This window comes from Leifsonia sp. C5G2, assembly GCF_013359685.1.
Lineage (GTDB): Bacteria > Actinomycetota > Actinomycetes > Actinomycetales > Microbacteriaceae > Leifsonia.
In genome coordinates this window covers 1-13,972 of record NZ_JABFMV010000028.1, presented here as the reverse complement: position 1 = coordinate 13,972, position 13,972 = coordinate 1, and the positions used below count along the sequence as shown (strand labels likewise).

Below are 13,972 nucleotides of genomic sequence, written 5' to 3'. Positions count from 1 at the left end.
GTCCCGACTCACCAGGGACCTATCAACTGAGACCTATGTCGTGAACCCAGACACCACGCCCTCCGCGGTGGATGAACTGGTTGGTTCCCAGTGATTTAGCGGGAGACCCAGCAACGGCTGGTAAGCACAACCACCCTTTTGCGCACATTTTGCGCACATCTGTCTGGGCCCGAATCCGCTTCAATGTGCGCATGTTCGTCTCGCGACGTTTAGAAAGCCAGCGTGGTTGGCGACGCTTGAGTGCGCCTTCTTCCCGTTTTGGGGTCAGCGTCGTTCGCCCGAGGCCCGTTAGGCTCGCCAAGACGTTGCGTATCGCGCGAAGCCGTCCGACAGTATCTGGCGCAACGCTAACGGGGTGGAATTGGAACTTCAGCTTCAAACCAAGGCTCAGGCGTACGTATTGCTTGATTCGTTCGAGAGTGACCTGCGCCGTTGCTTCCGCGACTATCTGCAAGACCACATAGAGCCTGCCGAATTATTGGGTAGTGAGTATGACGATGTCGTAGCTCGAGCTGCGGCCGATGACACGGCCGGCCCAGACGAGGTCGCAGATTTCCTCTACCTGCGCCAGGTCTATGACATCTTGCTCCGCTACAAGAATGATCTCCCCCGCGATCTCGGCAATGAGCTAACAACGAACCTCGGGAGTCTCACGGACCTGGTTGCGGTCCGTAATCGCGTGATGCATGGACGACCGCTTCAGATGGATGACCTGGAGTCGGTGGCTGGGCTGATCTCGCGTTTCACTACGCGCTATTTCACGCTCTCGAAGCAAACCCGCGAGCACCTCCTTACAGATCCCCTCTGGGACCCGCCCTTCGCTCCAAAGGCGGTGCCGTATGAACGGGTTCTCCACAACCTCCCAATGGCCGACTTTGACGAGACCGGCTTGGTCGGGAGGGGATCAGAGTCAGAGTCGTTGAAGAAGCTGCTTGAGCGCCGGCGCGACCGGATCCTCACCATCACGGGTGAAGGTGGCATTGGGAAGACGGCGCTGGCGCTCCAGATCGCCTATTCGATGGTCGACGACCCCAATAGCCCGTTCGATTGTGTTCTCTGGATCTCGTTAAAGAACGAAATACTTACTGCCGACGGAGTGCGCGCGCTGTCTGGCGCCATTCTGGACATGACCGGTGCGACCCGCGAGATGGGCCAGGTGTTCGACTCATCGTTCTCGGGTTCCGTAGACGAGCTTGCCGAGTATCTCGATGGGTTCTCGGCCTTGGTTGTGATCGACAACCTCGAAACGGCACAGGGGACCGAGGTGCTGGAGCTTTACGACGCCCTCCCCGCCGACACATCGTTTCTTTTCACGAGCCGAGTTGGGCTCGGACAGGTCGAACGTCGGTACCCGCTCGGAGGGTTAGACCCAAAATCTGCCGGACTGCTCTTTCGAAAATTCGCCTCCAGGCGGCGTGTTTCGGATCTGGCGTCGTTGCCTCAGCAGAGCCTCGACGCGACGCTCCTCGACTTGCGTTACTCGCCACTGGCAATCCGTTGGTTTGTGCTCAGCGTGGAAGCCGGAGGCACACCGCAAGATACGCTGCGGAACCAAGGCGAACTGCTTCGCTTCTGCGTTGACAACGTCTACGAAGCGCTCGAGCCGAGCGCGAAGCTGCTCCTCGCAATCCTGAGGTCCTTGGATCGTCCGATTTCATTCGACGAGTTGGCTGTGTTGGCGGAGTTGCCAATTGACGAGTTGCGAGCCAGTTCGCAGGCACTGTCGAGAGGCTCATTGGTAGTCCGGCAGCCTCCCACGGCCGAGGGTGCAGTCGAAAAGCTCCAGATCAGCGCTACCGCCCGCGCGTACCTCCCGAGGGTGGACTATGCGTCCCCGATGCTTCGCGGAGTGGCCGACCGCGAAGCTGCATATCTCAGCGACAGGGAACGGCAAGAGCTAGAAGGCCAGGCTCGACACCTGGATGCGAACACGATTCATCCCCGATCGGCGCACGATCACCCCACGGCACATCTACTTCGCCTAGCACTTCGTTTTGCGCGAAACTCCGACTATGAAAAGGCGGAGTCTCAGCTGCAGCGGGCTAGGTCGCTGAACCCGGGCTTTTTCGAAGTCGATCGCGTGGCAGCATTCATTGCTGCGAATAAGGGAGACTCGTACAGCGCCGACCTGGGATATCGAAATGCGCTCGTCCTGGCGGAGGACCGTACCGAGAAAGCTGTGGTTTCTTACTTCTTTGCGGGATTCCTTGCCAGGAAGCAGCATGATCTCTCTGCAGCTCTTCGTCACGCGGAGGAAGCACAAGCTGCTCTGGCGAACGCGGACACGGCGTTGCTGCTCGGAAACATTCTCGTCTGGTCCCAGCGCTTCGTGGAAGGCCAGGAATACCTTGAACTAGCCTTAGACGCCCCGAGCCCGAAGATGAAACGGATCACCACCACAGCGATTGTGGATAGTTGGCGGCGGTGGGCTGAGCACTCACTCGAAGGGCACAATCCAAGCGATGCATTTGAGAAGGCTCTGTCGGGAGTTGCGATTGGACGACAAACAATTCTTGGCGGAAGTCAAGATACCCGCCTCGTAGCGGCCGTCCTCGATTCATTACGACAGGCGCTGAAGGGCTATGAACGGGCAACGGATAAGGCCTCGCTGGACGCCGATCGCCTTGCAAAAGAAGTTCGTTTCGTCGCCGACTGGATAACCCTGTTTCGAAGCACGAGAGAATGGCCCCATTTTCATACGGCGATCGTGCGCCTAAACCAGCAGCTCCCGGCCGGGCACCCCGTGGCAGAGGCGGCCGCTGCCATGACGAGAGCTGACGCTTCTCGATTTGAAGTTGGGCGGCTTGGAGGCAGCAATGGCGACATTCCGCTTGTCTTGCGAGGATCGATCAAAAGCCTCATGTCGGGCTACGGTTTCGTTTCGCATGCGAAGTATCCGCAAGGACTCTTCTTCCACTTCACTACTCTCGCGAACGGGGTATACGGGGGTGACCTGTTCGTCGGACAATCCGTTGAGTTTGAGCTCGAGCTACAAGAAGACGGCCGCTCACGGGCTATACGGGTTGTACCGATGGCGTAGTTCGTGAGCGAGCTGCGACCGATCGCAATACGGCAGCGTCTAGCGCGTCTGCTACGGCGTCAAGGTCATCGTCAAAGAGGTCCGCATAGACGTCAAGGGTCATCGCTGCAGAAGCGTGCCCCAGCATTCGCTGGACGGCTTTCACATTGGCGCCGGCGCTCACTGCCAGGCTAGCGGCAGTGTGCCGAAGATCGTGGACAGTCATTGGTTCGATCTCCGCGCGGACCAGCGCGGCCTTGAACCACGTTCGCTCGCCTCGGGTTGCTCGTTTGAGGTGTTCGCCGAAGCGGCCTGCGAATAGAAGCTCGTTCGGTTGCTTCCCGTCGATCGAGGTGGCGAGGGCTTCCAGGAGAAATGACGGAAATGCCACCGAACGTCGCTTGTGTGTCTTGGGTGTACCGACGATGGTCTCGCTGCCAACCTCGACGGCGTTCTCTGAGACAACGATCCGACGTCGCTTGAGATCGACGTCTCGAACACGCAATGCTGTGACCTCGCCCCAGCGAAGACCTGTGTAAGCAAGCACAAGCACAAGCGCCTCGTGCTTGCCGCTGGCCTGGGCCAAATCGTGCACTTGCTGGTGGCTCAGGTACCGGTGAGCGCGCGCAACCTTGCGGGGGAGACGGGCGCCGCGGGCGACGTTGTTCGGAATCCGTCGGTCGCGTACTGCGACGTCGAGAATGCCGGCGAGCACGCCGTATGCGCGTAGGACAGTGGTTGCGGAGCGACCAGCGGTCATCGAGGTGATCCACGTCTGGACTTCCGAATGCCGGATGTCGCCGACTGCCACGTTGCCCCAGCGGGGTCGAACTTGGAGGCGCCACGCGATCTCGAGCGGGCGGAGTGACGACGGTTTCAGATGTGTCTGATTTGCGAGCCATTCGACGCCGAGGGCGTCGATCGTCGCCCTCGCCGCACTGGCGTCGATGTATTCGCCTCGAGCTTTGCTCGTCTCGACCGAGGCAAGATAGAGCTCGGCGTCGCGCTTCGTTTTGAAGCCTCGCTTCGCCGCCTGCCTCCGCTCCGGAGTGCGATAGCGAACAACGTAACGCTTCCCCTTAGCGCTCTCATACGGCTCAATGCTGCCCATCAGGCCACCTCCCATGCCCGCTAAGACGCGCTGGCGGATCCTCCCGAGATGCCCGCACTGGCGAGCAGTTCAACGACGCGCCCGACCTCCTGAGTGAGTCTCCCGATACGCTCCCGAACCTCATCGTTGCTCCCGGCGAAATCCGGATCACCGGACGCGGATTGCACGCCAAGGACTACCCCGAGGCGCTCTAGCTCGCGCCTCAGCGTTCCCAGCTCTCGAAGCGAGTTGAGCACGTCGATATCGCCACGCTCGGCTGCGAGGCGCGGGCGATACGAGCTCAGGGGTGTAGCAGAAAGCCAGCAATCGAACTCGGCTGCCGTCATCCCGTCGAAGTGTCCGCTGAGGTTCGGCAGGTCGAGTTCAGCTTCAGGCCTGGCCATCGGTGCGAGCAACATACTGACCGGCACGCCAAGACCGCTAGCGATGTTCAGGAGCTGGCTGATGCTGAGGTCAGCCTTCCTGCCGGATTCGATGTTCTCCAGGACCGCCATCGTGACATTGTCGGCAGGAATCGCGTCAGCAAGCTCCCGGGTCGTGCGATAACCGCGTTCCCGCCGTGCGAGCTTGATTCGGGCTCCGACGCTTGATTCAGATCGAAAGTCTGCCATTTCGACAGAATAGCGTGTCTTCTGTTGTCAAACCACTGGATTCGCGCTACTGTCGTGTCAACAGAGCAAGGACTCCTAGGTTGTCGAACGGAGGAATTGAAATGACGGGAGAGTACATCCAGCCTGAGGACGTGGCCGAACTCACGGGCATGAGCCTCAAGGCTCTGGGCTACCTGCGCTGGCATGGCGGTGGTCCGAAGTTCTACAAGCCGACGCCGCGCACCATCCTCTACAAGCGAACGGAGGTGTTGGCATGGCTGGAGGCGAGCGCCCTGACGCAGACCGGAGTACCCGCGTAGTCGACCCCGTGTCGGCTCTGCCAGGGATTATCGAGGACTTCGTCGACGGGTATCTCGTCCCGGTCGATCCGATGGATGATCTGCAGTGCGAGAGCTGTCAGTAGAACACCTCGTTCACCCCGGCGCGCCATCCGCTCGCGACCCCTGTTGGGGGGTAGCGTGCGGCACCAAATGGAGCGGCTGATTCTTACCCTCTTCACCGTGACGCTGGCCTCGCTAAGCGAGCCAGGGCGGCGGTGACGCATCGTGGCTGAGACTCCCGAACTTCAGAGTCGAAGTCGCCACTCCACCATCGAATCCGGGAGCGCCGCCCCGAAGCCTATATCTCCGGCGCAGCTCGGAACATCCAACCTTCTTATTCCAAGGAGGGCTCCTGCGCGCCCATTCGCGCTGACATAGCCCTGTTCTGACGAGCCGTCCCGGCTCGAACCCGGTCCTTCGCAGTAGCCACTTCCATGCAAGGAAGGTTGTGATCTCGTGGCTGGAGGAACCCACGTCCGCGCGCGGACGGATGCTCTTCTCACGGAGTTGCTCCGTGAAGTCGACACGTTGCGACCGTACGTCCGCTTTCAACTGCGCGGCTGGCCGAATGAGGTCGACGCCGTTCTCCAGATCGCCCGGGAAACGGTCTGGCACCGATCCTCCACGTACGATCCGGAGCGTGGGTCACCGCACGCCTTCGTGTTCGGGATCACCCGTCACGTCGTGCTCCGGGAGATCGAGCGGAAGTATCGGCCGACGGACGACGTCACCGTCGACGTGGACGTGGAGTCCGAATCGGACATCGACCCGCTCGAGGCGATGATCCGCCGCTTTGACGCCCACCGGTGGATGGTGCTGGTCGCCGACTACGTCGGCCCATCCGACTGGCATGTGATGAGCGACCTGAGCCTGGCAGCCGGTGACGCCGAGCGCGTGGCAGAAGCCCACCAGCTGTCCAAGCGCGGGGTCCGCACGATTCGTGAGCGGGTGTGCCAGACCGCACGAACCGTGCTCGCCGCACTTGCAGCCGCGGACGCCGGGCTGCCGATGACCGGTTCGGTGATCGTGTCGTGCGTGCCCGAGACCGGCGGATTCCGGGAAGTCGCCGGAATGATCGGCGACGACGCAGACACCATCGCCGCCACTCTCCACATCCATCCCGGCTCGGCGCGCGCACGGATCGCGACGGCGAAACGACTGCTGATGATCGCCCGGGACGTCCTCGAGCTGGAGGTGGCGGCATGATCAGTGCGGGCGCCGCGGCCGCTCATGCCGTGACGCATCCAAAGACGACGCGGAACCTGCTGATCGTCGCGGCGTTGATCATTCTGGTCGTCCCTGTCACGCTTGTCGCCGTGCCGGTCAGCTTGGTTCTCGCGATGGGAGCCAACGGTTTCGGTGGCGGTGGTGGAGTGTGCGGTGGATCCGTCCCGTCCGTCGAGGCAGGCCAGAACGTGGACGGCTACGGGCCGGATCAGTTGAAGATCGCCGCGACGATCATCACTGTCGGCCAACAGATGAGCGTGCCCCCGCACGGGCAGACACTTGCCCTGATGGTCGCGATCGGTGAGTCCGGCCTCCGCAACCTGGACCATGGCGACGCGGTGGACAACACCACGATTGGTGTCTTCCAGCAGGGCGCCGGTTACGGCAGCCCTGCGGACCGGATGAACCCGGCGACCGCGGCCGCCGCGTTCTACTCACGCATGCTGCACGTCCCGGACTGGCAGACCCTCGCCCCGACCTTGGTCGCGCACGCGGTCCAGATCAACGCCGACCCGAACCATTACGCCCCGTTCTGGACGCCCGCCGAGCAGGTTCTCGCCGCCCTGACGGGAGCGAGCGCCGGTGCGTGTCAGGTGCCGGCGGACGCTCGCGCGGCCGCCGCAGTTCTGGTCGGTGCGATCCAGGTGAAGAAGCTCAACTTCCTCGAGCCCCGCTACCAGCAGCAGATCTTCAACATGGCCAACGGCACCGCCACGCCGGACTGCACGATCGACCCGCACGTCTTGCAGCTGATCGTCGTGGCCGTCCAGGCCTTTCAGCAGGTCGGGGTCAGCGACCTCAACCGGCGCTGCACGGGCATGACCCCAGGGGCGGGAACCGCGTCGGCGCATTGGAAGGGCAAGGCTGTCGATTTCTACGCGATCAACCGGCAGTCCCTTACCGGCGCGGACACGCTTTCCGTCCAGCTGATCCACGTCCTGGACCCGTACGCGCCGCACGGGTCATCGGTCGGTCAAAGCGACTGCCGGTCTCGGGCTCACGTGACGCTCGGTGTGCTTACGAACTTCACCAGCGACTTTCCCGATACCTGCAACCACCAGCACATTCAGGTGCCCTGACCACACGAGTCTCCAAGTTGCGCGCCACAAATCGCTGCGAACCGGAAGTTCTAAGTGAAGGGCGCATACGAAACCGAGGTGAACTGAGATGAACAAGAAGCTGATCGCACTCGTTGCGCTCCTCCCATGCCTGGCCCTCGTCGGCTGCGTCGGTACGACGCCCTCACGGAATCCGTCGTTCACGACGGTGGCGCCGGCCAAGCCGACGCCGACGTCGACGCCCGCGCAGGACGCGATGCCGGCGGCATCGGGCATCGTCAGCAGCGTCTGGGTCGACGTCTACCCGGGCACCACCTTTAAGGCCAAGCACGGCTGCCGGTGCACGCTCCCGAACTCGCCTTCTGAGCTGTTCCCGGTCGGAACCCCGGTGCTGTTGCTGAAGGTCACCATGACCGGCAAGTGGATCCCCTCTCAGGGCAACCAGGACTTCCAGGACGTCACCGGCACCATCCTGAAGGGCACACAGTTCGACGGCCGCCCGGAACCGGCCGTCCTCGACACCGCCGACGGCCCCGCCGCAGCCAAGGCAGCAGGCCTGCCCTGGCTGCCCAGCGGGCTCTTCCACGGCCAGTCGACCTGGACGATCCCGAACGAGAAGAGCCGATCGTTCGCCGCCGCCTACTACGTCCCCGCCGGAGTCGACCAACTCGAACTCACCGTGAACATCCCGTCGGAAGGCAAGGCGAACATCCTCTCCGTCCCCCTTCCAGCCTCCGCGACCAGCGCGGCCAACGCGGACGGGGAGTGAATGTCATGGACCTGCTGATCAGCCTGCTTGGCCTGCTGGGCCTGATCTGTATCGCTCTGCTCGGCATCGCCGCCTCCGGCTACCTCGCCGCTCGGCGGATGCGCGAGGCGCAAGAACCCGAACCGTCGACCGATCCCACGGAAAGGAACCAAGAATCATGAACGCACTCAACGAAGCCCTCGTCACCGTCCACGCACGCATCATCACCGTGGCGGCCGTCCCGAACCCCAGCCCGGACTTCTCCGGGCCTGGCGTCGGAGCCTTGCAGGCGATCGCGAACGTCGTGTTCGCCATTGTCCTCATCCTCGGCGTGATCGGCGGCCTGATCGCCGCCGGGTTCATCGTCGTCGGCCACGTCTCCAGCAACGGACGCGTGCAGAAGGCTGGCATCATCGGCGTTCTCAGCTGCCTCGCCGGGGTCGCTGTCGCGGGCAGCATCGCCGGGCTGATCAACTGGGGCCAGTCGCTCCACGTGGCGTGACCGTCATGATCGCCACTGTCGCATCCGCACCGCCGGATCCGTTCACCCCGAACTATGGCTGCTTCGTCGCCGACTTCGGCTGCCAGGCATCCCAAACCGTCGCCCAGTTCATGGGCTCCACGATCAAGAACCTCGGCGACTTCATAGCCACGATGATCGCCGGATCCTTCAACACGAACATCGATCAGGGCAGCTGGAACATCGCCCACTCGCAGTTCCTATTCTGGATTGCGGTCACCGCCCCGGTCATCCTGATCGTCGCACTGGTGCAGATCGGCATCGCGATGATCCTGCAGGACTGGTCGCGCATCGGCCGCACCGCCGCCGGCGCCGCCCTTGCGATTCCGTTCAGCGCCATCTGCGTATGGGGGATGCAGAAGGCCTCCGGCATCACCGACGACATCACGCACGCGCTCACCACTGCCGTTCAAGGCGGCGACCTGAGCCAAAGCCTGCTCCGCGTCGTCGGCCTCTTCGATGCCCCGAAACAGATCCACGGTGCCGTCATGAAGACGATGCGGTTCTCCCAGGACGGCGTCATCTGGGGCATGGCCACCCAAGGAGCACAGGGACCAGGCTCCGTCGGCGAATACGTGATGGCATTACTCATCGTCGGCCTGATGATGATCGCATCGCTGTTCCTCTTCATCGCCATGTCGATCCGCGAATTCGGGCTCCTGGCACTGGCCGCGATTGCCCCGGTCGGGCTGATGATGATCGGCCAGCCCAAGCTCACGGCCTGGGCGCAACGCTGGCTGAACCTCTCCGTCGGCCTCCTCATCGCCAAGCCCCTGGCCGCCGGCGTCGTCCTCCTGGCGGTCGAGCTGACCAAAGCCAGCCTCAGTATCGGGGTCATCCTCTTCGCCGCCGGGGCGGTGATCGCCGCCTCGTTCAGCCCGCTGTGGGCGACCAAGATCGTCTCGTTCGCCGGTGCCGAAGTCGGCACCGCCCTCCACCACCGGTTCTCCGTCCGCGACCAGTTCTCGCGCGCAAGCACCGCCGCCGCACCCGTCCGCACCGCGGCACGAATCGTCAAGGTTGGGAGATAACTCATGACCACCCTCACCGCCGACCAAATCATCACCGAGGAAGGCGCACCCCGGGTCCGCTTCGCCGCCCGAGAACGCCGCGGGATCTTCCTCGGCCTGACCTTCCTGCAACTGGTCGTCATCGGCGCCGCCGTCGCGGTCCTGCTTTCCACGCTCCTCATCGACATCAACGCGATCTGGGTGATGATCCCGATCGTCGCCGTCGTGGTGTTCTTCGCCCTCGCCACCTACCGTCGCGAACCGGTCATCGTGATCGTCGCCCAAGCGGCGCGTTACGTGCGTCGCAGTCTGACTGGGCAGACGATCTTCCGCCGCGATGTCTGGCTCCGGGTGAGCGTCGCCTCCCTTGACGTCGGGCACGCGCACGTCGCCGCGGTCACCCCGGTCGTGACCTCGAAGTTCCTCCTCCCCGGCGCGCTCGGGGACGCGCAGATCATCCAGATCCCCGGTGCCGGCGGCTTCATCTACAACGCCCGCGGCCGGCTCGCGTCCGTCACCGTCAAGGTCGGATCGAAGGCATGGGCGCTGCGCGACAAGGGCACTCAAGAAGCCGCGTACGACGGGTTCGTGGAATGGCTCAGCTCCCTGGAGAACCTCCCCGGCGTCCGGGAGACCACTATCCGGATCCGCGTCGACCGGGCCTCCTCGAACGAGCTGCGCGACTATCTGGTGGTGCGGGAGAACGAGCACGATCCGCAGGTCACCGCTGAACTGCGCGAGCAGTATTGGGCGCTCACACAGGCGGCGTCGAAACGGTCGATGGGGTTCACGAACTACATCACCCTCACCTTCGACACCGCCGCCCTCAACGGCGCAATCCGGGACGCGGGGAAAGGACTCACCGGCCTTGCCGCCGTGCTCAAGGAGCGGGTCGCCGGCATCGAGACGTCGATGGAGCACGCCCGGCTCACGCCAGCGGGATGGCTCACCTCGGACGAGCTCGACGAGCTGAACGCCCTGTCGGCCGACCCCGTGGCCGCCGCGACGCGACGTGAGCAGGACTCCGGGATCGTATCTGCGCCGTCGCCGGTGATGGGGATCGACGAGGGCTGGGACGCGATCCGCGTGGACGAGTCCTGGCACCAGACCTTCTGGGTCGCCGAGTGGCCGCGCACCGACGTGCGCACCGGATTCCTCGAGCCCCTCCTCTATGCCGGCGACGCGACCCGGGTGATCACGTTGCAGGTGCGGCCGGTGGCGACGCACAAGGCGCTGGCCCAGCTGAACCGCGCCCAGTCGGACATGGAGACCGCCGCCACCATCCGGATGAAACTGTCCTCCCGGATCCCGCTCACCCACCTGCGCGAAGAGGAGGACCTCGCGGTGCGGGAGCATGACCTTGTCGACGGGTTCGGGGATGTCCAGTACCGCGGGTTCGTGACGATCTCCGCCGAGTCCAAGGACGCTCTCGCCAAGGCGCGCACCGACATCGAACAAGCGTCGCATCCGGCCCGGCTCGTGCTCGCGTCAATGTCAGGGCAACAGGCCGCCGGGTTCGTCACCGCGGCGCTCCCGGTCCCGCTGGAAGGGGAATGACATGAAGCAGTCAGCCGTCATGGGCCGTATCCCGGCCAATGAGAAGCTCGGCGCCAACGGACGACGCCGCCAGACCACCACGGAGGACAAGGGCTCGTCCTGGAAGCTGCAGACTGCGGAACTCCCGGCGTCGAAGATGCCGCCGTGGGGGTGGAAGCAGCCGCACAACCTGCGCGGCCCACTGCGCGCCACGCCACCCGCGCACCGGTGCAGCTCCAAGGTCCTCGGTGGCGCGTACCCGTTCCTGGCCGAGACCGGCGACATCCTCACCGGCGCGTACATCGGAGAGAACCTGCTCTCCCGGGCTCCGTTCTGCTTCGACCCCTGGGACGCGTACTCGGCTGAGGCTGTTCGTTCGCATTCCGTCGCCATCCTCGGGGTCAAGGGCACCGGCAAGTCAATGCTGGCCAAGTCCTGGTCCTCCCGGCTCGCAAGGTTGGGCCGCAAGATCGCCGTCCCCCACGACCCGAACGGGGAGTGGGCGCGCGTCGCCGCCTACGTCGGCGGCCGGTCCATCAGCGTCGGTCCCGGCAAGGCCGCCCGGATCAACCTGCTGGATGAGGGACCGCGAGATGCGTCGTTCTCGGATGCCGACTGGAACCAAAACGTCCTCCAATACCGGCGGGCGACGGTGAAGACGATCATCCGCCGCCTCCGCGAAGGCGGGAACCTGGAACCGGTCGAGCACACCGCCCTCGACGTCGCACTCGACGCCCTACGCGGCCAGTCCACGGTCACCATCACCCACGTGTACGACCGTCTCGTCGATCCCGAGCAGAGCCAGCCGCTGGAGGTGGTCGAGGCCGGCCACCGACTCGCGCACTCCCTGCGCCGGATGGTCTCCGGTGACCTCACCGGGTTCTTCGACGGACCCTCCACCGTCCGCTTCGACGCCGACGCCCCGATGATGGTCGTCGACACCTCCGCCCTGAAAGGCGCGTCGCCGGAGGCTCAGGCGCTCGCCCGGCTGGCGACCGCGAACTGGATACGCCGCTCCTCTCTCGGCGCAAACCGGCAAGCGCGGGTGATCATCCACGAGGAGGCCGCCGTCGAGCTGCTCAACGACGTCTCCGGCGGAGACGGCCTCGCCGACCGCGTCGAGGACGAGAAAGTCGCACGCCACCTCGGCACCTCCAACTGGTACCTGCTGCACCGGGTTGCGGACCTGGACGCGCTCGGCGACCGCAACAGCGCCCTCCACTCGAGGGCCCTCGGCCTGCTCGCCGACTGCGAAACCCGAATCTCCTACGCCCAGCACTCCGGGGAGATCGCGAGGTCGCGGGAAATCCTGGGCTGGAATGACACCCAAGCCGACCTGGTCCGCAAGCTCCACAAGGGCGAAGGGCTCTGGCAGATCGGCCAGGACCGGGTCGCGAAAGTGCGCAACATCTGCACCGACTACGAACTTGGCATCTTCCGCACCGACGCCATGGGCGGCGAACGAGTATGAGAACACACGGCTCCTCCGGGACGTACGTCGCCCTCTACAGCCTCTTCGCCATCGTCCTCGCCGGCGCCCTCAGCACCGGCGTCGCCACCGCGACCATCACCGCAACCTGCGGCGCAGGCGGGCAGCCAGACAGCGTCTTCGCCGGCCTACAACTGGCAATGGGCGGAAACCCGTCCGGCTTCACCTTGGTGAAGGGATGCGTGGCGCCGGTCACCCTCATCCGCGTCCTCGATCTGCTAGCCGTCTTCCTCCTTCTGACCGCGATCGCCGTTGGGTTGGTCTGGTGGCTTCGCTACCGGCAGTCGGACCGGCACTTCATCAACGACCTCCGCGGCCGCGAAGGACTCGCCAAGCCCGGCGAAATCCGCAAGCACACCTCCGCACGCACCGCTCTTCACCGCGCCAAGACCCTCCGCCCGTCGCTGGTCAACCCCGCTCCGTCTGCGGCCGGCTGGAAGGTCGGGCGCGCCCACGGTCAGGACGTCTACGTGTCGATCGAGGACTCGATCGTGGTTGAAGGCGCGCCCCGGTCGGGCAAGGGCTACCGGTTCATCATCAACGCCATCCTCGACTGGGACGGGCCGCTCATCACCACCTCCACCCGCAACGACAACCTCTCCGCCACGATGCGCGAACGCGCCCGCGTCGGGGACGTGACGGTGTTCGACCCGCAGGAACTCACCGGTATTCGTTCCGCGCTGCGGATCTCCCCAGTGGCTGGCTGCGAGGATCCCCTGGTCGCGGATCAGCGTGGGCAGGCGATTATCGCCGGCACTGCCCTTGGTGCGTCGAAGACCAACCAGGAGTGGGCTCAAGTGTCCTCCTCTGTGCTCTCCCGACTGCTCCACGCTGCAGCGGTATCCGAACGTGGCACCGATGCGTTGGCGCGATGGGGCTCCAACCCGCGTCTCGCCCTCGAGGCGGTTGGCGTGCTCGCCAACCAGGGGTCGCCTGGCTGGTCCGAGGACTTGGACGCGATCATCAACGGCGATGAGAAGCTCCTGGCGAACTCTTGGTTCGGCGTCTTCGGCGCCCTCCGCCCTTTGTCGATCCCGTCGATCCGGAAGGCGATGACGCCCGGGCCGGGGGAGCAGTTCGACCTCGACGCCTTCCTCGCCGGATCCAACAGCCTCTACCTCGTCGGCACCGGCGCCGGAGCCGGTTCCGTCGGTGGGTTCCTCGGCGCGATCCTCGACGATGTCGTCGAAACAGCACGACGGAAAGCCCTCGCCTCGCCCGGGTCGCGGCTGGAACTCCCGCTCGCGCTGATCCTGGACGAGATCGCGAACATGTTCTCCTGGCCCGCACTGCCGCGGATCATGGCCGACGGCGGCGGCATCG

13 protein-coding genes are annotated in these 13,972 nt (G+C 64.4%); 11 read left to right on the top strand and 2 right to left on the bottom strand.

What is annotated here, in order from left to right; translation table 11 throughout:
• Positions 1–355: 355 nt before the first annotated feature.
• A complete protein-coding gene (locus tag HNO83_RS19945) occupies positions 356–3,040 on the top strand; it encodes an NB-ARC domain-containing protein (protein WP_175339283.1) in 2,685 nt (894 codons plus the stop codon).
• Here HNO83_RS19945 and HNO83_RS19940 read toward each other — a convergent pair.
• Together HNO83_RS19940 and HNO83_RS19935 are read right to left on the bottom strand one after the other, a co-directional pair.
• Entirely contained in the window at positions 3,015–4,130 is a 1,116-nt protein-coding gene (locus tag HNO83_RS19940) for a site-specific integrase (protein WP_175339282.1), read from the bottom strand. The two genes, HNO83_RS19945 and HNO83_RS19940, sit on opposite strands and share 26 nt — an antisense overlap.
• 20 nt (positions 4,131–4,150) lie before the next feature.
• A complete protein-coding gene (locus tag HNO83_RS19935; RefSeq protein ID WP_175339281.1) occupies positions 4,151–4,624 on the bottom strand; it encodes a hypothetical protein in 474 nt (157 codons plus the stop codon).
• A 218-nt stretch (positions 4,625–4,842) separates the two neighbouring features.
• Here HNO83_RS19935 and HNO83_RS19930 point away from each other — a divergent pair, with 218 nt between their 5' ends.
• The 10 genes from HNO83_RS19930 to HNO83_RS19885 form a co-directional block, all read left to right on the top strand.
• Complete coding sequence (locus HNO83_RS19930; protein ID WP_175339280.1) at positions 4,843–5,040, top strand: helix-turn-helix transcriptional regulator; 198 nt, start codon at positions 4,843–4,845, stop codon at positions 5,038–5,040.
• 705 nt (positions 5,041–5,745) lie between these two features.
• Positions 5,746–6,267, top strand: coding sequence for a hypothetical protein (locus HNO83_RS19925; protein ID WP_249776890.1), 522 nt, complete (start codon positions 5,746–5,748; stop codon positions 6,265–6,267).
• Positions 6,264–7,367, top strand: a complete 1,104-nt coding sequence (locus HNO83_RS19920; RefSeq protein WP_175339278.1) for a hypothetical protein — start codon at positions 6,264–6,266, stop codon at positions 7,365–7,367. Before HNO83_RS19925 ends, HNO83_RS19920 begins: the two co-directional genes overlap by 4 nt.
• A gap of 88 nt (positions 7,368–7,455) precedes the next feature.
• The gene (locus HNO83_RS19915; RefSeq protein WP_175339277.1) at positions 7,456–8,115 is read left to right on the top strand and encodes a hypothetical protein; all 660 of its coding nucleotides are present in this window, start codon (positions 7,456–7,458) and stop codon (positions 8,113–8,115) included.
• A gap of 5 nt (positions 8,116–8,120) precedes the next feature.
• Positions 8,121–8,276 (top strand): hypothetical protein, encoded by a 156-nt coding sequence (locus tag HNO83_RS19910; protein ID WP_175339276.1) that lies wholly within the window; start codon positions 8,121–8,123, stop codon positions 8,274–8,276.
• On the top strand, positions 8,273–8,596 hold the full coding sequence (locus HNO83_RS19905) for a hypothetical protein (RefSeq protein ID WP_175339275.1): 324 nt from the start codon (positions 8,273–8,275) through the stop codon (positions 8,594–8,596). Before HNO83_RS19910 ends, HNO83_RS19905 begins: the two co-directional genes overlap by 4 nt.
• A gap of 5 nt (positions 8,597–8,601) precedes the next feature.
• Positions 8,602–9,645 (top strand): hypothetical protein, encoded by a 1,044-nt coding sequence (locus tag HNO83_RS19900; protein ID WP_175339274.1) that lies wholly within the window; start codon positions 8,602–8,604, stop codon positions 9,643–9,645.
• A 3-nt stretch (positions 9,646–9,648) separates the two neighbouring features.
• Complete coding sequence (locus HNO83_RS19895) at positions 9,649–11,181, top strand: SCO6880 family protein (protein ID WP_175339273.1); 1,533 nt, start codon at positions 9,649–9,651, stop codon at positions 11,179–11,181.
• A gap of 1 nt (position 11,182) precedes the next feature.
• Entirely contained in the window at positions 11,183–12,631 is a 1,449-nt protein-coding gene (locus HNO83_RS19890; RefSeq protein WP_175339272.1) for a putative type IV secretion/conjugal transfer ATPase, read from the top strand.
• Positions 12,628–13,972 (top strand): type IV secretory system conjugative DNA transfer family protein (locus HNO83_RS19885; protein ID WP_175339271.1); only part of this gene is annotated, 1,345 nt, incomplete at its 3' end. The genes HNO83_RS19890 and HNO83_RS19885, both read left to right, overlap by 4 nt.

Excerpts from the sequence above, each read along its gene's own strand:
- HNO83_RS19940 (WP_175339282.1), bottom strand. The coding sequence starts at position 4,130 with ATGGGCAGCATTGAGCCGTATGAGAGCGCTAAGGGGAAGCGTTACGTT.
- HNO83_RS19935 (WP_175339281.1), bottom strand. The coding sequence starts at position 4,624 with ATGGCGGTCCTGGAGAACATCGAATCCGGCAGGAAGGCTGACCTCAGC.
- HNO83_RS19930 (WP_175339280.1), top strand. The coding sequence starts at position 4,843 with ATGACGGGAGAGTACATCCAGCCTGAGGACGTGGCCGAACTCACGGGC.
- HNO83_RS19920 (WP_175339278.1), top strand. The coding sequence starts at position 6,264 with ATGATCAGTGCGGGCGCCGCGGCCGCTCATGCCGTGACGCATCCAAAG.
- HNO83_RS19915 (WP_175339277.1), top strand. The coding sequence starts at position 7,456 with ATGAACAAGAAGCTGATCGCACTCGTTGCGCTCCTCCCATGCCTGGCC.
- HNO83_RS19910 (WP_175339276.1), top strand. The coding sequence starts at position 8,121 with ATGGACCTGCTGATCAGCCTGCTTGGCCTGCTGGGCCTGATCTGTATC.
- HNO83_RS19905 (WP_175339275.1), top strand. The coding sequence starts at position 8,273 with ATGAACGCACTCAACGAAGCCCTCGTCACCGTCCACGCACGCATCATC.
- HNO83_RS19900 (WP_175339274.1), top strand. The coding sequence starts at position 8,602 with ATGATCGCCACTGTCGCATCCGCACCGCCGGATCCGTTCACCCCGAAC.
- HNO83_RS19895 (WP_175339273.1), top strand. The coding sequence starts at position 9,649 with ATGACCACCCTCACCGCCGACCAAATCATCACCGAGGAAGGCGCACCC.
- HNO83_RS19890 (WP_175339272.1), top strand. The coding sequence starts at position 11,183 with ATGAAGCAGTCAGCCGTCATGGGCCGTATCCCGGCCAATGAGAAGCTC.